Genomic DNA, 24,467 nt, shown 5'->3' with positions numbered 1-24,467 from the left:
GCGACTTCGACGACTACCTGTTGCCGGCCGAGAAGTTCGCCGCGCTCAAGCGGGAACAGGCCCTGCCGCTGGCGATCAACCCGAACAGCGACCAGTACCTGGAAGAGCGCTTGCAGCTGCTGGACGAGCAGTTGGCCACTGTCGCCCGCCTGGCCAAGGACAACGAGCTGCCCGATGCCATCCTCACCGAGTCCGGCCTGAAAATCACCCCGCTAGATGCGGCGGTGCCGGATCGGGCGCAGGCGCTGATCGACCAGACCAGTCAGTTACTGCCGCGCATCAAGATCACCGAACTGCTGATGGACGTGGACGATTGGACGGGCTTCAGCCGCCACTTCACCCACTTGAAGGACGGGGCCGAGGCCAAAGACCGGACGTTGCTGCTGTCCGCGATCCTCGGTGATGCAATCAACCTCGGACTGACCAAGATGGCCGAGTCGAGCCCCGGCCTGACCTACGCCAAGCTGTCCTGGCTACAAGCCTGGCATATCCGCGATGAAACCTATTCGGCGGCCTTGGCCGAGCTGGTCAATCACCAGTACCGCCATGCCTTCGCTGCCCATTGGGGCGACGGCACCACCTCATCCTCCGATGGCCAGCGCTTCCGCGCTGGCGGCCGGGGTGAGAGCACCGGGCACGTCAACCCGAAGTACGGCAGCGAGCCAGGACGGCTGTTCTACACCCACATCTCCGACCAATACGCGCCGTTCAGCACACGCGTGGTGAATGTCGGCGTCCGAGATTCCACCCATGTGCTCGACGGCCTGCTGTATCACGAGTCCGACCTGCGGATCGAGGAGCACTACACCGACACGGCCGGTTTCACCGATCACGTCTTCGCCCTGATGCACCTGCTGGGCTTCCGCTTCGCGCCACGCATCCGCGACCTCGGCGAAACCAAACTGTACGTGCCGCAGGGCGTGCAGGCCTACCCGACGCTGCGCCCGCTGATCGGTGGCACCCTGAACATCAAGCACGTGCGCGCTCATTGGGACGACATCCTGCGCCTGGCCAGCTCGATCAAGCAGGGCACCGTTACCGCCTCGCTGATGCTGCGCAAGCTCGGCAGCTATCCGCGTCAGAACGGCCTGGCTGTCGCCCTGCGCGAACTGGGCCGGATCGAACGCACGCTGTTCATCCTGGACTGGCTGCAAAGTGTTGAACTGCGCCGCCGCGTGCATGCCGGCCTGAACAAAGGTGAGGCGCGCAACTCGCTGGCCAGGGCGGTGTTCTTCAACCGCCTTGGGGAAATCAGGGATCGGAGCTTCGAGCAGCAGCGCTACCGGGCCAGCGGCCTCAACCTGGTGACGGCGGCTATCGTGCTGTGGAACACGGTGTACCTGGAGCGCGCCATCCAGGGGTTGGTCGAGGCCGGCAAGCCGGTGGACGGCGAGCTGCTGCAATTCCTGTCGCCGCTGGGCTGGGAGCACATCAACCTAACCGGCGATTACGTCTGGCGGCAGAGCCGCAGACTGGAAGACGGGAAGTTTCGGCCCCTACGGATGCCCGGAAAACCTTAGCGTACGATTTTTTCCGAATTCTGCGGGCTCCCCTTACAGCCGTCCCCGAAACAACCGCAAAGCGCGCCTAACCCAAGACTCTAATATCCTGACATGCGCTGAGGTGGGTACCCAGGCGCGCCGGCATTACCGGGTCGACCAACCTCCGGCCAAGACAGCACCTTTGTCTCTCTTCCCGCGGGGGTTGGCAGCGCAGTTCGTTTGATGCGTCAACAGCTTTGCCTGCATTCCGTGACCCAATCATCCATCTCGCAGGTCGCGGAGATGCTGCCGGTCGGCCCACGGCACAGTGTCCGCCGAACTATAGCGAGGGAGCGAATGTGCTCCTGAATTTTTGCATGCACCTATTGACATTCCCACGATGGGAAGCTCGATAGTTTCGACATTCCATCCTCAACCCCAAGGAGAAATCCCATGACCACCTTTGAAGTCAAAGACATGACCTGCGGCCACTGTGTCAGCACCATCACCAAGGCGCTGAAGTCGGTCGACGAACAGGCCCAGTTCACCATCGACCAGGCCAGCCAGCGGGTCACGATCGAGTCGAGTACGGCCGACCCGCAGACGCTTCGCGATGCCATCGCCGAGGCTGGCTACACGCCCGTTTCGGTCGAGGCAGGCGCACCCAAGTCGGACGATCAGGCGAAGACCTGCTGCGGCCGCGGCCAGTGATCCCAGCCGTCGCGCCACGTGGCAAATGCCGCCACGTGGCGAGGCATGACGGCCTTGAGGTATTCACCGCACCGGGTCAGCTTCGCCGGAACCGATTCAATCGGTTTGCCGCGTCCTTGCAGTGCCTTGCGGTTGCAGGCACAGGTAAGGATTATTCGGCGGACTTTCTTCAAACAGGCAGGTAGGGTCTTGCAGTAGGTAACCATGCAGCCGCCGGGACTTGCGTGGCCCCGTCACCTCGCAGGTCCAGATGTTCAGGCCGCTGGGCTGCTTACGGTGCAACTGCAGCTTCTCGAACCGTTTCTGGACCCATTGCCAGTCGGTCACATCGTCCTGCTTAGCGAGCATTGCGACCTGCAGGAACTCCTGGGCGTAGCGCTGGAACAGGCCAGGGCTGACCAAGTAGGCGGTGCCATCGACTGTGTGCACCAACGCCTTGGCATCGTTGATGATGAGCCGGCGGGCGTTGACGCCAGCCCGCAGCCACGCCATGAAGTGCTCCCCAGAAGGCGTGGTCTCGGGCGGCGTGGCCAGCTGCGGTTCGATGGCGGTCTCCGGTGTCGCCGTGGGTTGCAGGACGGGTGCTTCAGAGACCGGTGGCTCGCCGGCGGGCGTTTCGTCGACGCCGAACATCGACAGCACATCAGCAAGCGGGTCGGCCTGCGCCGGGGGCCGTGATGCAGTGGTCGGCGGAGCCGAAGCGATCGCGGGGGCATGAGCGGGCGCAGTCGCAGTCGCGGCCTCGGGTCCAGCGGCAGGAACATCGTCCCCAGACGACACACTCTCCTCTACGACCACGTTGCCGACGAAGGGCTCGGGGCGCTCGGCCGCTTCCCAGATCAGCGCGGGCGACAGGCGCAGGAAGGTAAAGCTGTGGCTCCAACCCGCGCCGCTGGTGACGGTGGCCTTCCAGATAGCCTTGCCGTCCGGGGTCGGCTGCGCGATGCCGTGGTCTTGCAGCACGGTAAAAACCGCGGTGTTGTTCGATGGAATTCCGTCGATGCCCTGCGACAGCAGGTAGGCACGCAGCTTGTCGGAAACCGTCTTGCTGACGAGCCACAAGCTGTCCTGTGTCAGCCATCCATCCGAGGCCTGGGGCTGGTTGAGCTTCAGCTCCTGGCGCAGCAGATGGCGCAGGCCATCGAGCAGCTTGCGCTGCAAGGCATGCCGGGGCGCTGTCATCGCCTTGGCTGGGTCGCCGCCCAGTGCCTGAGCGACCGATGCCTGGTCGGCCTGAACCACCAGTTCTCCCAGGAGGCCGGCATGTTCGTACTGCCCGGCCATCACGTACAGCAGCGCAGACCAGAGATCGGGGTAGTCGCTGAGCCAATCCAGGATGTCACTGTCGAGTATGCGCGTGTAGAGCAGTCCGGTGGCCGCGCCGTGCAGGCGGTATTCGCGGTCCTTGCGGTAGCGGAAGCGATACGGCTTTCGCAGCGGCCCGTGCCAGGGATGCCAGATGTTGCCGTCGGCATACTCGACGTGCAGATCCACCGCGACCTTGCCAATATCGTGGAGCAGCGCGGCGTAGGCAGTGCCGGCGGTCCAAGCCTCGGCCTGCGCAGCCTGAGCTTCGGGCGTGATGCCGACCGGCATCAGGTGCGACTGCCGCAGCTTGAGTGCGAATGCCATGATTTCCAGCCCGTGATCCAGCATGCCGCCAGGCCAGGCATGGTGGTGCGCTTCCGAGGCTGGGAACTGCTGGACCAGTTCGGCATACCGTTCCAGCGGTGCCAGGTAGAGCGCGGAGAACTGCCGACGCGACAGCGATGTGCGCTGCCAGATGTGTTCCAGCAGACGTCGCCGGCGCGGGGTCGCCAACAGCGACGCGGCCGGCTCCGGCCGCGTCAGCCCTTTCGGCAGCTCGGCGAGGGGCGTGGATGGCGAGCCGGTGGTCGGCGACGTCCGTTTACGCTGGAACAGCGAAAGCATGCGAACTCCTGGTGATGCGCTGGCGGGTGTGCCTTTTGGCCTTTTCGGATAGGGCCATTCCCCTTGCTCCCATTCCCTTGTCCCTTCACAGCCCTTTGACCTTTGTGGGAGCCTTTGTGTATAGAACCGAGGCTCCGCGGATGCCACGATGAATGTGACATCGGGCAAACCGTGTTTCCATGCCGCTGCTGCTATTCGGGGGTTACGCCTGCGGGCTGATCAACGAGGTTGGGCCTGGTTCTGACTCAGCTACATCTTCGCGCGCGCACCAGCAATGTCGGCCGCTATGAGCACTACGATGCGCAAGGAGCGGTGGCCCCATCGGCTGCGTCGGATGAAGACGGTGCATGCCGCAGCTACCTGCATGGGGATCAGCTCGCGGTCGGTTGGCTCATGCAGCGTGGAGTGCTTCGACACGTGGTCAAGGTGCTGCCTCGGGTCTTCACGAGCGACAACGCATCGGGAACCCGCGCACCCGGTTTCATGCGCTAGCTACGCCGGCCTGCATCAGGTGATGCGCTTTCGCGGTACGTTGTCGCGTTCCACTGGCACCCACGGGCGGATGTGTTGTACGGCCCATTCGCGCATGAATTGCCCCAGGCTCTGGAACATCTCGGTGCGGGGCGAGCCCTTGCGCCAGCACAGGCCGATGGTGCGCGCATTCGCATCCTGACGCAGGGGGCGCACGAGAACGTCGGCGCTTTGCAGGATGCCGCCGTTGATCGCCAGGTCCGGCAGCAAGGTGGCACCCATGCCCTCGGACACCATCGCCACGAGGGTATGAAGGCTGGTCGAGGCGAAGCAGGCGTGATCGCTTTCCGCCGCGCGTTGCAGGATCGGGAGCGCATGGCGGTGCAGGCAATGGTCGGGTTCCAGCAGCAGCATATCCTGGGACTGGATATCGCGGTCGGGAATCGGTGCGGCACAGATACCCGGCTGCGGTGCAAGGGACGAAGCGCACACGTAGCGATAGGCATCCTCGAACAACGGATAGGTGTCGAGATTGCCGGTCTCGTAGGGGAACGCCATCAGCACCAGATCCAGACGGCCTTCAGTCAGCCGGTCGAGCAAGTCGCGGGTCTTGTCCTCGCGCAGCCGTAGCCGAAGGTGAGGAAATCGCTGGCGGATATCCCGGATCAGGCGTGGCAGCAGGAAGGGCCCGATCGTCGGCAACACGCCGAGTTCGATCGTGCCCGACATCGGTTTGCCTTCCTCCAGCGCCATGGCCATCAGCGACTCGGCGTCCTGCAGCAGCAGGCGTGCGCGTCCCACCAAGCTGCGTCCAGCGGGCGTGATCACCACCGAATGCCGACTGCGTTCGGCCACAGCGATGCCGAGCGCGTTTTCCAGCTCGCGGATACCCGCGCTCAGGGTTGACTGGGTGACGAAACACGCTTCAGCAGCGCGGCTGAAGCTCAGTTGGTCGTGCAGGGCCACCAGGTAGCGCAGGTGACGCAGGTTGGGCAATGGCTTCATGGGATCGAGGAGCGACGATGGATGAATCTAGTATCGCAAAACTCGATCACGGAGTCAGTTTTTATTCGTTTCCATTGATTATGAATCGCGCCTATCGTGTCCCCATGCCAAACGCATCCGAATGGAGAAAAAGCATGGCAAGCATGATTCCACATCCAGTCGACCTGGGCATCAGCCCGGAGGTCACCGCCTTCTTCGACGAGGCGACCAACACCATCAGCTATGTCGTCAAGGACCCGGCCAGTTCGGCTTGCGCGATCGTCGATTCCGTCATGGACATCGACTACGCCGCCGGCAGGATCTCGTTCGAGCACGCGGATCGGATCGCCGAGCATGTGCGCGCCCAGGGCCTCCAGGTCGAATGGCTGATCGAAACCCATGTCCATGCCGACCACCTCTCGGCAGCGCCGTATTTGCAGGAGCAACTGGGCGGGAAAATCGGCATCGGCGAGCGCATCGTTCAGGTGCAGGAGACCTTCGGCAAGGTCTTCAACGAAGGCACCGAGTTCGCACGCGACGGAAGCCAGTTCGACCGCCTGTTCGTCGACGGCGATAGCTACCGGATCGGCTCGATGACGGCTTTCGCCATGCACACGCCGGGCCACACCCCGGCCTGTATGACCCACGTGATTGGTGACTCGGCTTTCGTCGGCGATACCCTGTTCATGCCCGATGGCGGGACGGCGCGCGCCGATTTCCCGGGAGGCGACGCCCGCACGCTGTACCGGTCCACCCGCAGGATTCTGGCGCTGCCGGACGCAACGCGGTTGTTCATGTGCCACGACTACGGCCCCGGCGGGCGTGATATCCGCTGGGAAACCACGGTTGGGGAGCAGCGGGTTCGCAACATCCATGTCCAGGATGGCGTGGACGAAGACGACTTCGTGCGCATGCGCACGGAACGCGATGCCACGCTGGCGATGCCCCGCCTGATCCTGCCGTCGCTGCAGATCAACATGCGTGCCGGCAGGCTGCCGCCCCGGGACCGGGATGGCCGTCTGTTTCTGAAAGTCCCCCTCGACGCCCTCTGATTCCGCCCGCAGGGCGAATCGTCGGCGTGTTTTTTTCCATCAGCAAGGAGCCTTCGATGAGTAGTTGTGCCGATTCCTCCCCCAAACCTGTCGCGCCCGCACCCAGCGCCGGCACCGATAGCGCCGTGACGGCCATGCCGCGCATCAACGAGCCGGCCCCGGACTTCACGGCGCAGACCACGCACGGTTCGCGCTCGCTCGCCGACTACAAGGGGAAGTGGCTGGTGCTGTTCTCGCACCCGGCCGATTTCACCCCGGTCTGCACGACCGAATTCATCGCCTTCGCGCAGGCCGCCGATCAGTTCCGCGCCCTCGACACCGAATTGCTGGGGCTGTCGATCGACTCGATCTACTCGCACCTGGCCTGGGTCCAGAACATCGAGGAAAAGTTCGGCGTCGAGATCAGCTTCCCCATCATCGAGGACCTGGCGATGAATGTGGCCCGCGCCTACGGGATGATCCACCCCGGTGCGTCGGACACGTCCGCCGTGCGCGCCACGTTCGTGATCGACGACCAGGGCCTGCTGCGCGCAATGGTCTACTACCCCATGACCAATGGCCGCTCGGTCGCCGAAATCCTGCGGCTGGTGAAAAGCCTGCGGCACAGCCTCGCCAATGGCGTGGCGACGCCGGAAGGATGGCAGCCCGGTGAGCAGGTTCTGGTCGGTGCGCCGAAGACCGTCGAGGAACTGAAGAAGCGCCTCGGCGAGGGCCTGGAGACCACCGACTGGTATTTCTCGAAGAAGCCGCTGGCCTGATCGCTCCGCCTGTGCCGGCGGCGGTGGGCATGGCCTTCTCCGCCGGCTTCCATCCCTCGTGGAATCCTCCAATGCTTGATATCAACCAGCTGTCCGAGCACTACCATGTCTGCGGGCAGGTTCAGCCGTCCGATGTCGTGGGCATCGCCGGTGCCGGCTACACCACACTGGTTTGCATGCGGCCCGATGACGAGGTGCCGGGGCAACCTCGCTGGGCCGAGATCCAGGCTGAGGCGAAGATGCATGGTCTCGGGTGTCACTTCATTCCTGCCCGCTCTGGTGCCGTGACCCCGGAGCAGGCGATGGAATTGCGGGAGGTTCTCGCGCGATCCGCTGGTCCTGTCCTGGCCTACTGCGCTTCAGGGAATCGTTGCACGCTGGCGTGGCGCATGGCGCCGGCGTCCTGATGGACGCATTGCTTCAGACAATCGCCTCGATCGGGTCCGGTGCGCTGGTGGGCTTCGTCCTCGGGCTGATCGGCGGCGGCGGTTCGATCCTTGCCACGCCCCTGTTGCTGTACGTCGTCGGCGTCGCACAGCCGCACATCGCGATCGGCACCGGAGCCTTGGCGGTTTCGGCCAATGCCTATGCCAACTTCATTGCGCATGCGCGCAAGCGCAACGTGTGCTGGCGCTGTGCGATCGTCTTTGCGCTCGTCGGTACGGTCGGCGCGCTGGCTGGCTCCACCCTGGGCAAGACACTGGATGGGCAGAAGCTGCTGTTCCTCTTCGGTCTGGTGATGATCGCCGTTGGCCTGTCGATGCTGCGGCCGCGGCGCGACCACGATGCGGCGCGGGAAGTCACCACCCTACGGAATTGCCTGCGGACCGCTGCGGCTGCCCTCGTCGCTGGAGCGGCATCAGGCTTCTTCGGCATCGGCGGTGGTTTCCTGATCGTGCCGGCGCTGATGCTCGCCTCCGGCATGTCGATGAGCAATGCCGTCGGTTCCTCGCTGCTGGCGGTGGGGACATTCGGCCTGGCCACGGCCCTGAACTACGCGGCCTCCGGCCTGGTGGACTGGAAGATCGCGGGGCTCTTCATCCTGGGCGGCATTGGTGGCGGCGTGATGGGTACACGCCTGTCTCTGCGATTGGGGGGGCACCGCAATGCGCTTGGCAGGATCTTCGCAGGCATCGTTTTCGCGGTTGCCCTGTACATCCTCTACCGTAGTGCGTCGGCCCTGTTCGGGTGACCGGGGGCAGGACTCGGCACCCGGCTTACACGATCGGCTACGATGAAATCACATGCATCGGCTGTCTTGCCATGCTGGTGATTCAGGAGGATGGAAACGATGTGGGATGAACGGTACTCCGACGAAAATTATGTCTACGGCACCGCGCCGAACACCTTCCTGGCAGAGCATGTGCAGATGTTGCAGGGCCCGGTACTCAGCCTGGCCGAGGGAGAGGGCCGCAATGCCGTCTTCATGGCTTCCCATGGTCTGGACGTGCTTGGTGTCGATGGCTCGGCGGTCGGGCTGGCCAAGGCTCGCCAACTCGCTCAGCGCCACGGCGTGACGATTCGGGTGGAACAGGCGGATCTGGCATCCTACGTGCCACCGGAAGCAACGTTCGGCGCGGTGGTCTCGATCTTCGGACATCTGCCCGGCCAGGCGCGAAAACGGCTGCATGCGCTGGTGGAGCGGTCGCTCAGGCCCGGAGGCATTTTCCTGCTGGAGAGCTACAGCAAGGCGCAGATTGATCGCGATACCGGCGGCCCGAAGAATCTCGACATGCTGGTGCGGCGCGAAGACATCGAACGGGAGTTCCAGGCTTGCGAAATACTCCTGTCGCAAGAGATCGAGCGCGAAGTGATCGAAGGGCAATTCCATACGGGGCTGGCCAGCGTGGTCCAGTTCATCGCCCGCAAGAAAGCGCCGTAAAGGTTGCCGTCGAACCAGGATTCCAGCGCCAATCCCTTGCGCGCCGTAAGCAGACCCGTCGCGGATAGCAAGGCGTCGCCTTCGATCCTCCCATGCAGCAGCATGGATCGGTCGCTGCGACGATGCTGCAGCCGCACGCCGGCGGTGGCTCCCAGGCGGCCATGCACGCCCTCGTCGGCCTGAGCCCCGCACGGTCGCTTGCGGCTCCTGGGTTGCGGCGCCAGCGTCAATGTGGAACCCGCACGAATGGTTTGGACAGGGACCTGGTGCTGACCTCGGCCTATGCTGCGGGGGCGCTACCTCCGCCAGGTAGGCTCCCCCTTGGGCGACTAAGTTGACAAACGCGACAAAGGCGACTAAGGTGAGCTTGTCTCAAACCTACCTGGGAGATGACCATGCCCAACGCCATTGAATTCATTGCCGACCGTCTGCCGCGCGTCACGGTAGAGGACGTGCGCCGCTTCGCGGATACCGTCGAAATCCGGGATGCCCCGGCGTTTGCGGCCGAGTTGCAGGCGTTCATCCACGAGCGCGTGGAGGCGGTGAAACTGCCCGCCAACCTCGAAGGCGAGACAGTGGCGCAGGCCTTGAAGCGCAAGGCGGCCGCGCTGCGCGCCGAGACGCGCTGGGCACCGACTGAAACCGACGTCCAGCGAGGTCGCGCCGTGCTGCTGGAAACCTTCAACCAGCCGCACAATCTGCCGCCCGCGGAGTTCGCCAAGCTGGCGGACAAGTCGCGCCAGCAGATCTACAAGGACATCCTCGCCCGTCGGCTGCTGGCACTGAACGTGGGGCCGCGTGGCCAGAAGCTGCCCGACTGGCAGCTCGACCCGGTGAAGCAGCAGTTGACCCAAACAGTGCTTCAGGAAGTCGAGGGCATCGACCATTGGACAATCTACCGCGCGCTGTCCGAGCCGCTCGAAGGCCTGGGCGGGCGTTCGCCGGTGGATGCGGTGACGCACGGCACGATCGACGACGTGGCCGAGGCCGTGTTCAACGTGCTGGGCGTGCAGGTGCATTGAAGCGAGCCCGCCATGAGCCACGAGCTGCCTTCGTTCCTGATCGATGCCGGTGAACTGCTCCAGCATGTGAGCCGCGTCGTTTATCGGGGTAGCCCGCTGTACTTTGGCCGCAGCAGCAATCGTTACGATGACCCGGCACGGGCCTACGGCGTGCTCTATCTCGGGCGCGACTTGCCGACGGCACTGATGGAGTCGGTGTTTCACAAGCACCAGTGGCTTGCGGACACGAAGCGCTCCATTGCGCTGAACGAGGTCCAAAGCCGGATGGTGCGCGCCGTGGGGGTGATGGCCGACGTGCTCCTGGCCGACCTCACGGCACCGGGCGTCATGGCGGGCTACTTCGGTCTGAATCTGGAGCAGTTGGCCAGCCGCGACTACACGCAGACGCAACAGGTGTCCGCCCAGGTGCATGCGATGCTCGGAGACGACGGCCAGGCGCTGTTCGACGGGGTACTCTATCCGTCGCGCAACAACTATCCCGCCAAGAGCATCGCGCTGTTCGAGCGCGCGGAAGCGAAGGTCAGCGTCATCGAGGACATCGACCTGGTTGACCATGTGGACTGGCCGCGTTTCGTTGCCACCTACCGCGTCGGCGTGGAGCCTGACCCTGGCCCGGTTGAGCCGGATAACGAAGCACCCTGAAGCAGCAAGAAAACACGTTGAAGCCCCGAACCGAATGAAGTGGAGCAAACTGGAATAGGCATTCCTCAGCAACAGGAGACGACCATGAACACCACGACCCGCATCAGTACCGCAGAACGCCTCGGCCGCGCCCTTGGCCGTGGATGGCGCTCCTATGCGCGTGGCGAACGGCGGGCGTCGAACTGGCTGGTATCCAAGGGCGTGCCGCGAGCTGGTGCTACTGCATTTGTGTGGGTCTTCAAGCTCGCTGTACTTGGCGTGCTGCTCTACGTTGCATTCTGGTTCGCTCTCGTGCTGCTGGGCGTGGCGGTAGCGGGATGGGCGGCGGCCAGTACCTCGGATGAAGACGACTGGCCTTTCACCGATCTCACCGAACTGCGCAAGACGCCGGGCTACGATCCCAATCTGTACAACGACACGTCGCACGAGTTGTACACCGACGACTGATCGGCCGCGCGCTATTTCAGCTTACCTCCCGTGAGTGCCCCGGCCCCCTTGCCGCCAGCTTGGCCGGCGCTCTTGCTGCCATCGGAAAGCCCCTGGATGGCGTGCCCGGCCCGAATCCCAACCCAGGTTAGGCTCGCCAGCCAGAATCCGGGCAGGACAAGGAACATCGTGCCCGTGACGAACATCAGAAGCATGTCGCCGAAGGCGTTGTTCAGCCCCACCAGCGGGTCGAAGTTGGTATGCGGCCGGTTCCACCCGAAGCCCCACCCATAAAGCGCGTCGAGAATGGTGCTGTCGATCCAGCGTGCGAGCTGGAACCAGAAGTCCGTGAAAAACAGTGCGAACTGCACGACGCTGACGGTGACGACCGTCTTCAGGTCGTAGGTGCCCACGACCAGCACGAGCGGGATGCAGATGACCAGTGCCATCTTGAGCAGCGCGAGTACCATGGGCAGCGCCTGCCGCACTACGTCCATCGCTGGAAACGCGGCAATCGCGCCGACTGCCATTCCGACGTCGCCCGTGGCCCGCGTCACGATGTTCGGCAGGGTCTTGTCGATCTGACCGCCGTAATCCGTATAGACGCTACCCTGGTTCAGCTTCTGCTGCCGCGGGGACGCGATTGCGCGGATCACCGAGTCGTCCACCTCGGCCCGGCTCAGGAAGCCGGCCCAGCCCGCCACGCGATTCAGCAGGCTCGGGTCGACCTGATCCAGTAGGCGTGCCCGCAGGCCATTGCTGCCATCGCTCCACCACTGCCTGCAGGTCGGATAGCCACCGCCGCTGGCCACCTGTGCCAGTCCCGCGTCGCGGGTGCTGTCGTAGGGCCAGTCGTCGCGAGCCGTGCTGGAACGGTACGTGTCGTAGTAGCCGCCCGTGTCCGCAAAAAACCTCGATCCGATCCAGGTCACGTCGTGCATCTGTTCTTCATTGAGATCCGGCCGCTGCATGAACAGCTTGGCGCGTGCCGGTCCATAGCAATCCCGCGAGAAATCCGCCACTTCCTGGGCCAGTACCGGATCGTCGATGCGCGTGGCATCGATCTCCATGCGCATTTGCCGAAGGTCCGTACCGCACGGGATCGCCGCCACCGAAGCGCTCGTGACGGCGCGCGAGAGTGCGTGCATGAACGCCCACCACACCGGCACCTTCGCCGACTGGTTGTTGATGGTGCTGAAGGACTGCGACCAGCCGGTATCGGTGGGCTGTGGCACGCTGACCTGGCACTGGGCCGAGCGCGAGCTGTCGTACTGGATGGTGTTGAGGTCCACGTCGATGAACGGGATACCGGCGAACATCACCACCACGATGGCGACGAAGACCCGGTTCTCGATGCGCGCAGCCGAGAGCACACCCTTGTTTCCCTCGTCGGCACCTTCTGCACGGGCCTTCAACCACTCCTGCACGATGATGGCGACGAAAGGCAGCGCGAATACACCGCTGGACACGAGCACAGCCCAGATGCCGTTGTTGACGATCCAGGACACGAGGGTCAGGTAGTACTCCAGGTAGTCGGTCGTAAAGAGCGTCATGGCACCAATCTCCCCTCAGCCTTGCATCAGCAGGCTGGCTTCCAGCGCCACGATGGCGATGACGCCGGCGATCTCGCTGCGCACCAGGCGGCGCCGTGCCTGGGTGTCGTCGGTATCGCGCGCCAGCACCCGGCGGCGCATCCACATCCATCCGTAGACCGTCGCGCCGTACAAGCACAGCCGCCACACCAGAAAGTAGCCCGAAGCGGCCGCCAGCCACCGTTCCCAGCCGGCCACGCTGCCGACGAGGGAGATGCCGACGATGTTGGCGCCCACGGCGGCGGCGGCGAGCACCACTGCCCACAGCAGCGCCTTCGCCGCGCGCCGGCCGAACAGCCAGCGCGGGCGCAGCCAGGTCGCGCGCGTCGGACTCATGGCCGACCTCCCGGATTGCCCTTCTGCAGCTGGTCGAGGCGGTCGGGCACCGGATCGCCTTCGTAAATGCCGCGCGAGCCGGCCGCCCGCGTGCCGTGGCGCTGGATGATGGCCATCGGCGAGTTGTTGGCCAGCTCGCGACGCAGCTCCAGTTCGGTCTTGAGGTTGCGGATCTCCTGGTCGAGGGTGTTGCTCTCGTGGTTCACAGCCTCGACTGCCAACTGGTTCGCCGCCACGTTGGGCTCCTTCTTCCCGGTCAACAGGGTCCGCTGGAGTAGCAATGCCTTCTCCAAGACGGACGACAGCGCGACCTCCGACGCCAGACGGCGTGCCAGCAGGTCCTGATCCGGCTCGTCGCGCAGCGCCTCGATGACGCCGCGCGTGATGGGCAGCGATGCGCTGCCGGCCGCGCGCAGGTTCTCGAACGTGGTGTTGCGCGTCGCCGAGATCAACTCCTGCAGGGCTTCCAGCTTCGTCTCGTATTCCTCCTGGATCAGCGGCGTCAGCCCGACGCCGGGGACCGTCTCGGTCTTGGTGCAGGAATCGCAGGTGCGCTGCTCCTGCTCGCCGAGTACCCGCGTCGCCCATTCGACCGCCTGCTGGGGCGAAGTCCAGGTCTGGCAGGACAGGCTTGCGCAACTGGCTGGCGCGATGGACGATGTGTCGGTCACGCCGCGGCCGTTCACGAGGTTGTAGCCCGCGCGGGTCACGTCGCCGACCACCCGGATGGCGGGCTGGCCCGCGCCGCCAGCATTGCTGCCGCCCACCCAGGGCACACCGTCGTTGCCGCGCCGCGTCTCGGCCTGCTCGATCGCCGACACGGCGTCGGTGCTCGATACCGCGTCGCGCAGCGCCATGCCTTCGGCCATCTGGCTCCAGCCCAACTGGCCGCCCGCCGTCTCTGCCATCTTCTCGGCCATGGCGCGGCATGTCAGCTTGGAGCGATCGAAGTCCAGCCGTGCCTGCAGCACGCCGTTCGTGAGCAGGTTGTAGAGGCCGGGGTCGGCCCGCTGGATGATCAACGCAGGCAGGGACGCCACGGCGCTCGTGGCGCTCTGGATCACGTTGCTCATGATCTGCTGAAAGCCGTTCGTGACGCCGTTGAGCTGGTTGCGCAGCGTGGTCTGAATGCTCATGTCGCCGCAGATCAGATTGCTGTTCCAGCCTACACCCACACCGATGGAGCGCATGCCAGCCGCACGGCCCATGGATACTGCGCTACCGCCGCCGATCGAATACATCACCTCGTCGCCGAGGACGGGACCGCTGGTCTGGAATCCGGTCTGCGCCCAAGCGAGGCCGCAGCCCAGGGCGAGCGCCCCGGCCAGCGCCGTCCGGCGCAGCAGGCGACGCGCCTGAGCGGAAAGGTTCATCAGTTCAGGACGCTTCATCGTCGTACCCTCAATAGAAATCCACGCTGCCGAGGAACACCTGGCCCCGGCGTTCGCAGCACGCATAGGGCCGCCAGAGCGCCCAGGCGTAGTCGCCTTGCTGGGCCTGGGTCAGAAAGCCGCTGCGCGGGAAGACCGTGCAGGACGAAGACAGGACGGGCGTGAGTTCCTGCCACTTGCCGGTCGAGGCATCGCCCTCCATCAGCGCACCGGCCGGCCAGTACCCGTCGCGGGAGTTGGCGAGCAGCGGCTGATAGACGTGGATCTGCCCGCGGCGCGTGACGACATCGCCGGCGCGCTGGGCGACCACGGCGCCGGCCTTGTGGTCGTCGGTCTGATGCAGGAAGCCGCCGCGGGGGTACACGTTGCCCCAGAGGTTCAAGGTGGTGCGCGCACCGACCTCGCGCATGCCCGGAATCAGCGCTTCCGGGTAGGCCATCTCGGGTACGTTGTAGCGCCATGCCAGCGTGTCCAAGGTGCTGACCAGATACGGCATGAACGCCGTGCCCGCGCCCTCGCAGAAGTAGCCCGAGGACGAGACGAACTGGTTGAACACCTCGACGCCGGGGTGACCGATGACGTCGGCGTTCTTGTATTTCGCCAAGTTGTTTTCGTGATCCTCGTTCGTCGTTCCGTCCCCGCCCGCCTGGGCGGACGGGTTGGGCGTGCTCATCGCCCGGACTTCGACCCAGGGGTTCTCGCCGGTGTTGCTGTAGCTGGAGACCACCGCATCGGGGATGTAGTGGCGTACCTTGATGGACGTGCGCACCGTGCAGCCCGTCCAGGTGCAGTAGAGCCAGTAGCAGATGCCGACGACCCGGTATTCGAGGCAGTCTGGTGATGCCACTGAGCCGACGATGGTCGCGGTGTTGAGGGCGTAGCTGCCCGTGGCGCTGAGCAGCAGCACAGAAGCCACGCCAGCGCGCAGGCGGCGCATCATGTCGAATGGTCGGGTCACGGTTGGGGCCTCCGGTGCTGCTCGATGCGTGCGATGGCGCGAGCCACGTCCGGCTCGCCATAGACCACGTAGCGCTGGTCCACCACGACGGCCGGGAGGCTGGTGATGCCCAGGCTCCATGCGTCCGTGACGCCCTGGTATGCGGAAGCGATGCGTCGCTGGAGATCGGCACCGCCGCTGGACAGCCGGCGCTTGACGATCGCCGTTGCCTGTTCGGGATCGGCGGACAGTTCCGCCGAAAGCTCCGCTTCAATCCGGTGGGCTTCGTCCAGCTCGATCAGCCGCTCGCCGCCCATGGTCTTGACCGGGTGGCGGCTGTCGGTGACGACCAGCACGTCGGCGGCGAAGGTGGACGGGCTGAAAACGGCCAGGGCTGCCGGCAGCGCGACGGCCAGGCCGAGGGTTCGCCAACCTGGCGCGAACCTGGAAAGAGATGCTGGCATGTCGCGTGCCTTTGAAGTTGATCAGAGCAGTAGTCAAACGCGAAGCAGATGCCGCCCCAACAAACAATGCGCATCGCGCACTGCCCGCATACCTGCTTGTCTCGCGCCCATGAAAAAGCGGAGGCCGAAGCCTCCGCGTGGATTAGCAAACCGATGCCGTCGCTACAGCAGGCCGGATTCCGCGAACGAGTAAGGCGTGCCTTGGCCGACGATGAGGTGATCCAGCACCCTCACGTCGATCAGCGACAACGTGGCCCTCAGTGTTTGGGTGATCGCGCGGTCCTCGCTTGACGGCTCCGTGCAGCCTGAAGGGTGTTGGTGCGAAAAAATGACAGCTGCGGCGTTCAGTTCCAGGGCACGCTGCATGATCGGGCGCGCATGTACCGTGGCCGAATGGACCGTGCCCTTGAACATCGGCTCGTAGGCGAGTACCTCGTGCTTGTTGTTGAGGAACACGACGGCGAAGATTTCGTTCGGCTCGGCGGCCAATTTCAGGCGCAGGTAATCCTTGACAGCGTTGGGCCCTTCCAAAAATGGCCCCTTCTTGAAGACCCGCTGCTCCAGCAGCGTGAGGGCTTGCCGGATGATCCGGTCATCAGATTGGGACGCTGAGGAAAAACGTGGCTCCACGCAGGAGCCATTGGCGATGAGAGACATGGCGAACCTCCAGAATGTGGACGGAGGGCGCCACCCTGGGAGGGCAAGCCCTCCTGGGGATGGAAACATCGGAGCAAGTTGCATCCACCACCGCGCAGCGGTGATTGTTCGCAGCCAGGATGCGGAGCGAACGGGTAGCGGTCAGCGCGGCAAGCCGCGCCGTAGCCTCCAAGACCGAGGGCTACCTGGGCATGTCGCCGACAACGTCGGCAGGCATTTCGGATGTGGGGGCGGCGGGCGAGGCCGCCGCGTCGCCAGCCGGGTCCTCGGCCGCCAGCATGTCCATGGCCGAGAGCAAGGCATCGCCCTCGATCGGCCCCTGCAGCAGGATGGCCTGGCCCGTCTGGCGGTCAAGCAGCCGCAGCGACGGTGTGGCGGTCACGCCGCTCTTGGTGGCTTCCGTGGCCTGGGCGCGGACGAGCGCTTCGACCCGCTCGCTTGCCATGCACTGCTCGAGGGCTGGTGTCGATTCGGGGTAGCGCAAGCCATCGGGCAAGCCCTGGCCGTCGCTGCGCGTGTGGGCATAGACCCACTCGATGGCTTGCCAGAACGCGGTATGCCCACCAGCTTCGGCGGCGCACTCGGCCAGGCGCGCCTCGTTTGATGCGGCGGGCTCGTGCGCGGCCAGCGGCTGGTGGTGCCATTGCAGCGCCACATCGGTGTTGTTGCCGACCCAGCGCTTGAGCTGCGGGAAGTACTCCCGGCAGAACGGGCATTCTAGGTCGGCATAGAGCGTCAGCGTGAAGCGGCCCCCAGGGTTGCCCATCTGCCAGGGCGGCCCGGAGGGCTGCGTCATGCTGACCGGCGCGGGCGACTGCGGCGGGGATTTGCCGGGCGACCGAGACACGAGCCAGATCAGCAGCAGCGCGACCAAAGCTGCAGCCAATACCCAGGGCCAGCGGAGCCGCCGATTGCAGCGGCGGAACGCCTGGACCTGCATCGGGATGGAAGGACGTTTCGGTTCCATGGCGTTCTCCGGCTTAAGACAGGTCCAGGGCCGGCGACTCGATGCCGCGCGCTTGGTCGATCTTCTCGGCGACCCGGAAGGCGGCTTCGAGTTCGGTGCAGCCGTATTGCTGCATGAGCTGGTAGCGCTCGGCCTTCTCCTCGGGTTCCGTCTGCGCGAGGGCGAGGTACAGGCTCGGCGGCACAGCGCGGAAAAGCACTTCCATAGACTTCGACAAGATGACGCCCTCGGTGAATTTCCCCGCTTCTTTGCGCGCCGACAGCATCAGCGCCTTCTGTGCGGGCGAGAGTTCGCGGAACCGCGCGATCTTCTCCACTTCATCGGGTGGCATTGACAGGCACACCCACCATTCAATCATGGACAGCATGGGCTCCGCGGCGCGCGGCAGATCGTCGATATTTTGCGTAGCCAGCCAGTACCAGGCCCCTAGCTTGCGCCACATTTTTGTGATCTTGACCACGTACGGTGCAAGCAATGGATTTTTGGTGATGATGTGTCCTTCGTCTGTGACGTTGACGATGGGACGACCCAGATACTGGTCGCGCTCCGCGATGTTGTTCACCGTGCTGATCAGGCTGATGTAGGCAATGGAGAGCTGCGCGTTGTAGCCCTCCCGGGCGTAGGTTGCCAGATCGACCAGGGTGATGTCGGCCTCGGGCCACGGCGTGCCGTCGCGGTCGAACATCTCGCCGTCCGTACCCTGGCAGAACATGTCCATCGCATCCGCCATCTCCAGCAGCCGCACGCGGCGCATCTCGGGCAGCGTCGGGTCCTGGCCCCGGGTGCGCAGCGCGTTGCGTACGTCGCGCGTGAGCACCGTGCGCTTGTCGCTACCACCTCCACCGTGGCAGTGCTCGGCGGCGTCGAGGATGCACTGGCGGATCAGCGAGCGGTCGGCGCGCGTCATCCGGGCTTCTTCCTTGTCTTCGCCGCCCGTGATCATCAGCCGGGCCGTGATTTCCAATTCGCCCAGCACATCGCGCTGCTCGTCCGCTTCCAAGGGCGGGGCATCCGCCGGCTGGTCTTCATCCAGCGCGTCGGCATCAAGCGTCTGCACGTCGCTGGGTGTTTCGATCAGCCGGCGCGCATCGGCGAATGGCGCGAGGCTGATGCCGGAGCCGGGGGCCAGCTTGACGCGGTTCACAGTCAGCCCCAGGCGCCGGGCGAAGTCTGCGAAAAGGCCGAAGGAATTCCCGGCTTCCACGATGAACAGCCGCGGCCGATAGATGGCTGTGACCTGGTTCAAGAGGTTATTGAGCGTAGCGCTCTTGCCGGAGCCGGTGGGGCCGAACAGAAACAGGTGGGCATTCATCTGCCGATCCAACCTGTTCAAGGGGTCAAACGTAATCGGGCCGCCACCACGATTGAACATCGTGATGCCGGGGTGGCCCGTACCCTGGGCGCGGCCCCACACCGGCGACAGGTTCGCCGCGTGCTGGGCGAACATCAATTGGGTGTACCACTTGCGCCGGTCCTGGCCGGGGTTGTAGCAGCACGGGAGCCAGCGCAGGTAGCTGTTGAGCGGCGCCACCTCGTCGTCCTCGCGCACCGGCTGCAAGCCGGCGTTGAGCATGACGTTCGCCAGGTCCAGGCCGCGCCGGTCCAGTTCCGCCTCGTCGCGCCCGCGCAGGTAGAACGCCAGCGTTCCCCGGTAGAGCTTGTGTGCGCTGCCGATGAGGGAGCGGGCTTCCTGCACGTCCTTGAGCGTCTGTTCGGACGCCAGCGTCTCGCCCACGGCCTTCTTCGCCAGGTGGTTGAGATCCGCTTCCAGCACATCCTGCGGCGTGGCGACCATCGTGAGACAAAGCAAGGTGTCTTCCGGCATCTGGTCGAACAGCGTGTTGATGGCGTCCCCTTTGCGGGTCTCGCCGGTCAGGTGTCCGGTGCCGGGCGGCATGCGCAGCCTGTCGGTAATCAGCACACGGTGCGGCATGCCGTCGAAGTACCAGATGCCATGCGCCACGTCGGAGCGTGGCTGGCCGAAGAACAGCCGCTGGCTGAAATCCCTCCCGCTCGCCAGCTCGATCTCGCCGGCCTCGCTTTCCTCGGTGCTGTCGGGGTAGCGCGCCAGTGCATAGAAGCGCTCGCGATCCTCGGCATCAGGCCCGAGCATCGCGGGGCGCGGATTGAACCACCGCAGCAGCCAGTCGTGGATGTCGGCTGCGACCATGCGCCGTGCCTGGATACCGGCATTCGCCAGCCCACCGCACAGGCGATCGCAGACGATGTTCAGCATCTGCTCGGGCGTCTGGCCGCGGCGGCTTGCCTGCCCGGTGGCACGCCGATAGACGACCATGCGCACGCGCCGCGTCTGTCCGCGCCAGCGCAGCCGCGTGACCACCGTGTCCTCGAACAGGCCACCCGGCTTGGCGACCGCGCGCAGGTGATGGCCGAAGAAGCGAAGGTAGAACTCGGTGAACGCGGTATCGCGGGCGCGCGGCTGCACGTAGTCGCGCAGGGTCTGCATGTACTGGTCGAAGCTGGGCTCGTCCTGTGCATAGAGCTGGAGCACCCAGGGGTTCTCATCCAGTTCATCGAAGCTGTCTTGCAGGGCGTTTTCCAAGGCATCGCGGGCATGCGCGAGCCAGCCGGGCTCCCGGCCCTCGGTGCCCAGCGGCACCAGCTCGTAGAAGGCCGCGACCGATTGCCCGTCCTCCAGCAGCATCGACTTCGACTGCGGCAGGAACTCCACCCACGGCAGCAGTTCCGCGAACGACGGCGCGACATCGTAGAGCGCCTGCTCGTCGGCCACGGTCGCCGGCCTGCGATCCTGGACCGCCGCGCCGGGTTCGGGGATGCCGGCCTGGCGCAAGGCCTCGACGTGGCGCTGCCAGTCGTCCGGCTGCTCGTCACCGCCAGCGCCGGGTGCGGCCAACTTCGGTGCGGCCGGCCTGGGCCAAGGGAGCTTCCAGCGCATCAGTAGTCCTCCACGCGCTCGCCTGGCATGGCGTACTGCACGCGCTGGTACAGCGGGAAAACCGTCGTGTAGCCCGGCACGGGAACGGGGTCCGTGCCCGCCAGGTGCGGGTACACGTACATGGCGAGATCGGGATTGGGCAGGCGCTGGAACTGGCGATAGACCTCGTTGCGCGCCGTGCGCGTGTAGCTCACCTGCTCGGCGGGCGCGGTCTGCACGTCGGCCTCGGTCAGCGGCCGGCGCAGGCTCTGGCGCGCGTCGAGCAGCTGCTGGCGCGCGACCTGGCCGGAGCCACCGCCGCCCTCACCGGCGTTCTGCTGCCAGATGTCCATCATCGTGCTGTCGCCGTGGGGCAGTAGCTTTTCCTTGCTGGTGGCGCAGCCGCCGAGCACCGCGACGGCGAGGGCCAGCGCCAGGCCCTTAATCGAGTTCGAGCGCATGGCTTTCTCCTGCACGGTGATCGACGCGCCGGCCTTCGGGGTCGTGATCGATGGCGAGCGGCTTTTCGAGGTGGACGGCGACCTTGGCGCCGGGCTGTACATAGACGGCGGCGAATGCCTGGCCGTAGAGCTGGTTGACCCAGTTGGACATGTCCCGGACGCCGCCCGCGAGGATCTGGCCGACTGCTTCCTGGCCGCTGATGCCCACGGTGCCGATGGCGCCGTCCGAGCCGACGTAGGACATGCGGCCGCTGTCGCTTTCGATGAGCGAGGCCACGCCGGCACCAGCCGCAGTGATCAGGGCTTGCGATCCGAGGTACTGCTGAGCGTTGCTGCGCCGCTCGCCGCTGACGCAGGGGATGCCGTGCGGATCGCTGATCCACCCCAGACCCCCGGTTTGAGAGTTCTGCTGCTGGTTGTTCTGCTGGTTGCCTTCGCGGTCTTCGGGAATCGTGCGGATCGTCCCGTCGTTGAACACGAACGTGATGCTGCGCACCTGGCCGCGCACGCACGAGAGGGTCCAGTCGCCCGAGGCGAAGCCGGAGAACACCGCGCCGGCTACGTCGGGAATGTCGATGCCGTTGGCCGTGAGGTTGTCCGGCCCGACCAGTACTTTGAACGGGTATGGGTCGTTCACTGTCCCGTCGATCGGGACGCGGCCGATCAGCGCCGTCATCGCCACGGAACCCATCAGCGTCGAGTTGGTCGGCACCGTATACACCGGCTTGGCGCTCTTGACGCCTGCCGCACGTGCGCCAGCGTTCGCCACGGTTTCCCCGGTGGTTTCCAGCGTGCTTTGCGCGGGGCCGAAGCTCGTCGGGAAGCTCATGCCGCTGCCCGTGCCACGACTGCCGTTGCGGCCCTCGGCCTTCTTCGCGTCGTCCGGTTCGACCCATCGCATGCCGCCTTCCATGCCGACCTCGTCGCCATCACGCAGCCCCAGGCCCACCGGCAGATCAGCATGGCCGCCGCCGCGCCCGCCGATGCTGTCCAGGCGCCGCTGCAGGTCGGCGAGCAGCCCCTCGGTCTGCTGACGCTCGCTGGCCGCCTGCTGCTGGTCGCGGCGCAGATTGGAGCGTTCGGATTCGAGGGCCGAATTGATGCGCTGATCGATGGAGTTCTCGCGCTGGCGCAGCCGCTGGTTTTCCTCGCGCTGCGACTTGTTGTCGGTCAGCGCGGTCTGAAGCTCGGTGCGCAACTGCTTCACCTGGGCGACGAGCGTTGCCACGGTATCGCGGGGGGTATCGCCTTCGATGCCCAACGCCTTCATTTCCTCGGGCGTGAGCTTGGAGCCGGCATCTGCCGCGGGCGGTGCCGACGTGCTTCCACCGGAGAACAGCCGGATGGCAACGAACAACACCAGCAAGGCGACCGGGATCATCAGCCACTTGAGCAAGCCGTTACTGCGCATGGCGGGCCTCCTTGCCATCGTCGGCTTCAGCTTCCGGCTGCGGCAGATGCACGGCCGGGTCGAAGCGGTGGATCGCCGGCAGCAGCGACTGCACGAGGCCGCGCCCGCGCGTCACCAGGTACAGGACGGTCGTGTCCTCGGGCGTCCCGTGGGGGCCGAGCGCTTCGTGCTGGAAGGTGGCGGTGAGGAAATCGCCTTGCAGCACGCGCGGGTCGAGCGTGACCCAGCCGCCGCTGCTGTTGGTCAGACGCACGGCGGTGACCCACTGGTCTTCCAGACGCCACGACGCGAGCGCGACCGCGCGCACCGGCAGCGTCGGCATCAGCGTGCCGAGGTCGAGGCCGCGGCGCAGGTTCACCCGCATGACGCCGGGCAGCGGCTCCACGGTGCGCAGCGGCGCGTAGAGGTTCTGCGCGGCGAAGCGCGTCAGGACGACCGGCACCGGGGTTTCGCGCCGCGCTGCCCGCGTACCTGCCTGATCCTGGGCGCGTGCCGGGGCCTCATCGGCACCGCCTGGCTGATCGCCATAGCGCGCCGGGGTGCTGCTGCCCTCGACGATGCGCACCGGCTCCAGCTCGGCTTCGCCGTCCTTGGGCGGCTCGGCCGCGATGTCGAGCAGGATCAGCGCGCCCGTGTCGGCGTCCTGCAATTGCAGCCGCGTGGGCTCGATCGGCTCGCTGGCACGCAGGTACACCGCGCCACCCGCGCTCTGCACGCGCAGGCGTTCGCCGACGCCTGCGGGCACGCCCACGCGGACGTTCCGGTCGATGAACACGATGCGCTCCTGGCCGACCTTCAGCGGCACCGCCAGCGGCATGCGTTCCCAGCGCAGAATCTCCACGGCATGGGAGACGGGTGCCGCGGCCGCGGCCAGCAGCCCCAGCAGCATGAGTACAAGATGCTTCATGGGGTGTTTCCTCCTTGGGGCGCTTGCGGAGACAGGCCGCCAGGCGCCGGGCGCGTCGGCTCCGGGGCGCTAATGCGCTGGGGCGCACCGTCGTAGCAGTCCAGCGCCAGGCCGAACGGGTTGCGGGCGGGATCGACGTCCACCCGCGTGACTTTCACCGGGTAGCGCACGAGCGCGCGCTTGACCTGCTCGGCGCCGTAGTACTCGTCGGCGGTGATGTCGAGCGTCACCACCCAGTCGCGGTCGGAGACCACGCGCACGCGCGCCGTGGGGTCGTCGCCGTACCCGCGGCCGGGGATTTCGTAGATGCCGCGCACGCGCTGGCGCAGTTCGCCCGTACTGCGGCGGTAGTCATAGTCCGCGCGCAGGAAGGCCTGGCAGGACGGGGTAAGGTACGGCGAAAGCGTGTGGAGGTTGCGCGCGTAGTCCTCTTCGCCATTCGTCGGCCAGCGGTTGAGGGTCTGGAACAAGTAGAACGTGAACGCATAGACCGATTCGGGCGGTACTTCCCACCACTTTCGGGTACTGCCGGAGCGCAGGTCGGGCGGGACGTGGATGGTCAGGTCGCGCGGCGCGCTCCACCAGCCGCCGCCCATGACCAGGGCGACGATGACCAGCGCGCCAGCCCCCAGGCGAAGCGTCTTGATGTGCGCCTGCAGGTGGGTGATCTCGTTCTTGAAGCGGCTCATCGTGCACTCCTTCGGGTGGACCAGAAGCCGGAGCGCGAGATCAGCACGTGGCCGCCTACCCATCCCGCCATCAGCGGATGGCGCGTGGCGATGCGCCATTGCAGTTGCCGGTACAGCCAGGTATCGGGACGCCCGCGCTTGAGACGGCGCAGGATGCCGCCCCCGATGAAGACGCCGAGGGCCACGCCCAGGACGACGAACGTCGGCGCGATGGCGATCGTGCGGAACACCCAGGACAGCGGCGCGCCGACCAGCAGGCCGGCAGCGCCCGACAGGCCGCAGCAGATCCACAGCTCGTCGGCGGTGAGGCCGCGCACGACAACGGGGTGGCGGTTGAGCCGGTGCGGAAGGAACGTGACCGTCCCGTCCGCACGGACGTGCTGCTGCTCGGACATACC

The 24,467-nt window shown here is 65.7% G+C and carries 24 protein-coding genes and 1 pseudogene; 10 read left to right on the top strand and 15 right to left on the bottom strand.

Annotation, left to right across the window (positions count from 1 at the left end):
- Both YA0848_RS11545 and YA0848_RS11540 read left to right on the top strand, forming a co-directional pair.
- Positions 1–1,520: pseudogene (locus tag YA0848_RS11545) on the top strand (Tn3-like element TnAs1 family transposase); the annotation flags it as partial.
- Positions 1,521–1,934: 414 nt separating this feature from the next.
- Positions 1,935–2,192, top strand: a complete 258-nt coding sequence (locus YA0848_RS11540) for a heavy-metal-associated domain-containing protein (protein WP_023082281.1) — start codon at positions 1,935–1,937, stop codon at positions 2,190–2,192.
- Positions 2,193–2,288: 96 nt separating this feature from the next.
- On the opposite strand, the gene mobH is transcribed toward YA0848_RS11540, so the two are convergent.
- Together mobH and YA0848_RS11530 are read right to left on the bottom strand one after the other, a co-directional pair.
- Positions 2,289–4,124 (bottom strand): MobH family relaxase, encoded by a 1,836-nt coding sequence (mobH, locus tag YA0848_RS11535; RefSeq protein ID WP_023082282.1) that lies wholly within the window; start codon positions 4,122–4,124, stop codon positions 2,289–2,291.
- Between the two features lie 507 nt (positions 4,125–4,631).
- Positions 4,632–5,600, bottom strand: a complete 969-nt coding sequence (locus YA0848_RS11530; protein ID WP_023082283.1) for a hydrogen peroxide-inducible genes activator — start codon at positions 5,598–5,600, stop codon at positions 4,632–4,634.
- 134 nt (positions 5,601–5,734) lie between these two features.
- Here YA0848_RS11530 and YA0848_RS11525 point away from each other — a divergent pair, with 134 nt between their 5' ends.
- The 8 genes from YA0848_RS11525 (at position 5,735) to YA0848_RS11490 (ending at position 11,382) form a co-directional block, all read left to right on the top strand.
- Positions 5,735–6,631, top strand: a complete 897-nt coding sequence (locus YA0848_RS11525; protein ID WP_228381275.1) for an MBL fold metallo-hydrolase — start codon at positions 5,735–5,737, stop codon at positions 6,629–6,631.
- A gap of 56 nt (positions 6,632–6,687) precedes the next feature.
- Positions 6,688–7,389, top strand: a complete 702-nt coding sequence (locus tag YA0848_RS11520; RefSeq protein ID WP_023082285.1) for a peroxiredoxin — start codon at positions 6,688–6,690, stop codon at positions 7,387–7,389.
- 71 nt (positions 7,390–7,460) lie between these two features.
- Positions 7,461–7,796 carry a TIGR01244 family sulfur transferase gene (locus tag YA0848_RS11515; protein ID WP_031668814.1) on the top strand — a complete coding sequence of 112 codons (336 nt, stop codon included), beginning with the start codon at positions 7,461–7,463 and terminating at the stop codon, positions 7,794–7,796.
- Complete coding sequence (locus tag YA0848_RS11510; protein ID WP_031668815.1) at positions 7,796–8,581, top strand: sulfite exporter TauE/SafE family protein; 786 nt, start codon at positions 7,796–7,798, stop codon at positions 8,579–8,581. The genes YA0848_RS11515 and YA0848_RS11510 overlap by 1 nt, the downstream gene beginning before the upstream one ends.
- 99 nt (positions 8,582–8,680) lie before the next feature.
- Positions 8,681–9,271, top strand: a complete 591-nt coding sequence (locus YA0848_RS11505; protein ID WP_023082287.1) for an SAM-dependent methyltransferase — start codon at positions 8,681–8,683, stop codon at positions 9,269–9,271.
- A 395-nt stretch (positions 9,272–9,666) separates the two neighbouring features.
- On the top strand, positions 9,667–10,293 hold the full coding sequence (locus YA0848_RS11500) for a hypothetical protein (RefSeq protein ID WP_023082288.1): 627 nt from the start codon (positions 9,667–9,669) through the stop codon (positions 10,291–10,293).
- Between the two features lie 12 nt (positions 10,294–10,305).
- Positions 10,306–10,935 carry an RES family NAD+ phosphorylase gene (locus YA0848_RS11495; protein ID WP_049272055.1) on the top strand — a complete coding sequence of 210 codons (630 nt, stop codon included), beginning with the start codon at positions 10,306–10,308 and terminating at the stop codon, positions 10,933–10,935.
- Between the two features lie 84 nt (positions 10,936–11,019).
- On the top strand, positions 11,020–11,382 hold the full coding sequence (locus tag YA0848_RS11490) for a DUF3742 family protein (protein ID WP_023082290.1): 363 nt from the start codon (positions 11,020–11,022) through the stop codon (positions 11,380–11,382).
- Between the two features lie 11 nt (positions 11,383–11,393).
- Here YA0848_RS11490 and YA0848_RS11485 read toward each other — a convergent pair whose 3' ends face one another.
- The 13 genes from YA0848_RS11485 to YA0848_RS11425 all read right to left on the bottom strand — a co-directional run bounded on the left by YA0848_RS11485 (position 11,394) and on the right by YA0848_RS11425 (position 24,464).
- A complete protein-coding gene (locus YA0848_RS11485) occupies positions 11,394–12,914 on the bottom strand; it encodes a conjugal transfer protein TraG N-terminal domain-containing protein (RefSeq protein ID WP_023082291.1) in 1,521 nt (506 codons plus the stop codon).
- A 15-nt stretch (positions 12,915–12,929) separates the two neighbouring features.
- Positions 12,930–13,289 carry a hypothetical protein gene (locus YA0848_RS11480; protein ID WP_023082292.1) on the bottom strand — a complete coding sequence of 120 codons (360 nt, stop codon included), beginning with the start codon at positions 13,287–13,289 and terminating at the stop codon, positions 12,930–12,932.
- Positions 13,286–14,680 (bottom strand): integrating conjugative element protein, encoded by a 1,395-nt coding sequence (locus tag YA0848_RS11475; RefSeq protein WP_023082293.1) that lies wholly within the window; start codon positions 14,678–14,680, stop codon positions 13,286–13,288. The genes YA0848_RS11480 and YA0848_RS11475 overlap by 4 nt, the downstream gene beginning before the upstream one ends.
- Before the next feature lie 10 nt (positions 14,681–14,690).
- Positions 14,691–15,620 carry a TIGR03756 family integrating conjugative element protein gene (locus YA0848_RS11470; protein WP_216664122.1) on the bottom strand — a complete coding sequence of 310 codons (930 nt, stop codon included), beginning with the start codon at positions 15,618–15,620 and terminating at the stop codon, positions 14,691–14,693.
- A 14-nt stretch (positions 15,621–15,634) separates the two neighbouring features.
- Positions 15,635–16,081 (bottom strand): TIGR03757 family integrating conjugative element protein, encoded by a 447-nt coding sequence (locus YA0848_RS11465; RefSeq protein WP_023082295.1) that lies wholly within the window; start codon positions 16,079–16,081, stop codon positions 15,635–15,637.
- 162 nt (positions 16,082–16,243) lie between these two features.
- Complete coding sequence (locus YA0848_RS11460; RefSeq protein WP_023082296.1) at positions 16,244–16,738, bottom strand: JAB domain-containing protein; 495 nt, start codon at positions 16,736–16,738, stop codon at positions 16,244–16,246.
- 181 nt (positions 16,739–16,919) lie between these two features.
- Positions 16,920–17,705 carry a DsbA family protein gene (locus YA0848_RS11455; protein WP_023082297.1) on the bottom strand — a complete coding sequence of 262 codons (786 nt, stop codon included), beginning with the start codon at positions 17,703–17,705 and terminating at the stop codon, positions 16,920–16,922.
- Between the two features lie 13 nt (positions 17,706–17,718).
- Positions 17,719–20,622: a conjugative transfer ATPase gene (locus YA0848_RS11450; protein ID WP_023082298.1), complete on the bottom strand. Its 2,904-nt coding sequence runs from the start codon at positions 20,620–20,622 to the stop codon at positions 17,719–17,721.
- Positions 20,622–21,062 (bottom strand): TIGR03751 family conjugal transfer lipoprotein, encoded by a 441-nt coding sequence (locus tag YA0848_RS11445; protein ID WP_023082299.1) that lies wholly within the window; start codon positions 21,060–21,062, stop codon positions 20,622–20,624. Before YA0848_RS11445 ends, YA0848_RS11450 begins: the two co-directional genes overlap by 1 nt.
- Positions 21,043–22,473 (bottom strand): TIGR03752 family integrating conjugative element protein, encoded by a 1,431-nt coding sequence (locus YA0848_RS11440; protein WP_023082300.1) that lies wholly within the window; start codon positions 22,471–22,473, stop codon positions 21,043–21,045. The genes YA0848_RS11445 and YA0848_RS11440 overlap by 20 nt, the downstream gene beginning before the upstream one ends.
- A complete protein-coding gene (locus tag YA0848_RS11435) occupies positions 22,463–23,380 on the bottom strand; it encodes a TIGR03749 family integrating conjugative element protein (RefSeq protein ID WP_023082301.1) in 918 nt (305 codons plus the stop codon). The genes YA0848_RS11440 and YA0848_RS11435 overlap by 11 nt, the downstream gene beginning before the upstream one ends.
- Entirely contained in the window at positions 23,377–24,069 is a 693-nt protein-coding gene (locus tag YA0848_RS11430) for a PFL_4703 family integrating conjugative element protein (protein ID WP_023082302.1), read from the bottom strand. Before YA0848_RS11430 ends, YA0848_RS11435 begins: the two co-directional genes overlap by 4 nt.
- Positions 24,066–24,464, bottom strand: a complete 399-nt coding sequence (locus YA0848_RS11425; RefSeq protein ID WP_023082303.1) for a TIGR03750 family conjugal transfer protein — start codon at positions 24,462–24,464, stop codon at positions 24,066–24,068. Before YA0848_RS11425 ends, YA0848_RS11430 begins: the two co-directional genes overlap by 4 nt.
- Between the last annotated feature and the right edge of the window lie 3 nt (positions 24,465–24,467).

It is taken from the genome of Pseudomonas sp. S4_EA_1b (genome assembly GCF_016307435.1).
Lineage (GTDB): Bacteria > Pseudomonadota > Gammaproteobacteria > Pseudomonadales > Pseudomonadaceae > Aquipseudomonas > Aquipseudomonas rhodesiae.
The sequence above is the reverse complement of the archived record's forward strand: the minus strand, read 5'-3'. Positions and strand labels throughout refer to the sequence as shown.

What these genes read in the sequence shown, in the direction of transcription:
- YA0848_RS11540 (WP_023082281.1), top strand. Translation starts at nt 1,935, where the DNA reads ATGACCACCTTTGAAGTCAAAGACATGACCTGCGGCCACTGTGTCAGC.
- mobH (WP_023082282.1), bottom strand. Translation starts at nt 4,124, where the DNA reads ATGCTTTCGCTGTTCCAGCGTAAACGGACGTCGCCGACCACCGGCTCG.
- YA0848_RS11530 (WP_023082283.1), bottom strand. Translation starts at nt 5,600, where the DNA reads ATGAAGCCATTGCCCAACCTGCGTCACCTGCGCTACCTGGTGGCCCTG.
- YA0848_RS11525 (WP_228381275.1), top strand. Translation starts at nt 5,735, where the DNA reads ATGGCAAGCATGATTCCACATCCAGTCGACCTGGGCATCAGCCCGGAG.
- YA0848_RS11520 (WP_023082285.1), top strand. Translation starts at nt 6,688, where the DNA reads ATGAGTAGTTGTGCCGATTCCTCCCCCAAACCTGTCGCGCCCGCACCC.
- YA0848_RS11515 (WP_031668814.1), top strand. Translation starts at nt 7,461, where the DNA reads ATGCTTGATATCAACCAGCTGTCCGAGCACTACCATGTCTGCGGGCAG.
- YA0848_RS11510 (WP_031668815.1), top strand. Translation starts at nt 7,796, where the DNA reads ATGGACGCATTGCTTCAGACAATCGCCTCGATCGGGTCCGGTGCGCTG.
- YA0848_RS11505 (WP_023082287.1), top strand. Translation starts at nt 8,681, where the DNA reads ATGTGGGATGAACGGTACTCCGACGAAAATTATGTCTACGGCACCGCG.
- YA0848_RS11500 (WP_023082288.1), top strand. Translation starts at nt 9,667, where the DNA reads ATGCCCAACGCCATTGAATTCATTGCCGACCGTCTGCCGCGCGTCACG.
- YA0848_RS11495 (WP_049272055.1), top strand. Translation starts at nt 10,306, where the DNA reads ATGAGCCACGAGCTGCCTTCGTTCCTGATCGATGCCGGTGAACTGCTC.
- YA0848_RS11490 (WP_023082290.1), top strand. Translation starts at nt 11,020, where the DNA reads ATGAACACCACGACCCGCATCAGTACCGCAGAACGCCTCGGCCGCGCC.
- YA0848_RS11485 (WP_023082291.1), bottom strand. Translation starts at nt 12,914, where the DNA reads ATGACGCTCTTTACGACCGACTACCTGGAGTACTACCTGACCCTCGTG.
- YA0848_RS11480 (WP_023082292.1), bottom strand. Translation starts at nt 13,289, where the DNA reads ATGAGTCCGACGCGCGCGACCTGGCTGCGCCCGCGCTGGCTGTTCGGC.
- YA0848_RS11475 (WP_023082293.1), bottom strand. Translation starts at nt 14,680, where the DNA reads ATGAAGCGTCCTGAACTGATGAACCTTTCCGCTCAGGCGCGTCGCCTG.
- YA0848_RS11470 (WP_216664122.1), bottom strand. Translation starts at nt 15,620, where the DNA reads ATGATGCGCCGCCTGCGCGCTGGCGTGGCTTCTGTGCTGCTGCTCAGC.
- YA0848_RS11465 (WP_023082295.1), bottom strand. Translation starts at nt 16,081, where the DNA reads ATGCCAGCATCTCTTTCCAGGTTCGCGCCAGGTTGGCGAACCCTCGGC.
- YA0848_RS11460 (WP_023082296.1), bottom strand. Translation starts at nt 16,738, where the DNA reads ATGTCTCTCATCGCCAATGGCTCCTGCGTGGAGCCACGTTTTTCCTCA.
- YA0848_RS11455 (WP_023082297.1), bottom strand. Translation starts at nt 17,705, where the DNA reads ATGGAACCGAAACGTCCTTCCATCCCGATGCAGGTCCAGGCGTTCCGC.
- YA0848_RS11450 (WP_023082298.1), bottom strand. Translation starts at nt 20,622, where the DNA reads ATGCGCTGGAAGCTCCCTTGGCCCAGGCCGGCCGCACCGAAGTTGGCC.
- YA0848_RS11445 (WP_023082299.1), bottom strand. Translation starts at nt 21,062, where the DNA reads ATGCGCTCGAACTCGATTAAGGGCCTGGCGCTGGCCCTCGCCGTCGCG.
- YA0848_RS11440 (WP_023082300.1), bottom strand. Translation starts at nt 22,473, where the DNA reads ATGCGCAGTAACGGCTTGCTCAAGTGGCTGATGATCCCGGTCGCCTTG.
- YA0848_RS11435 (WP_023082301.1), bottom strand. Translation starts at nt 23,380, where the DNA reads ATGAAGCATCTTGTACTCATGCTGCTGGGGCTGCTGGCCGCGGCCGCG.
- YA0848_RS11430 (WP_023082302.1), bottom strand. Translation starts at nt 24,069, where the DNA reads ATGAGCCGCTTCAAGAACGAGATCACCCACCTGCAGGCGCACATCAAG.
- YA0848_RS11425 (WP_023082303.1), bottom strand. Translation starts at nt 24,464, where the DNA reads ATGTCCGAGCAGCAGCACGTCCGTGCGGACGGGACGGTCACGTTCCTT.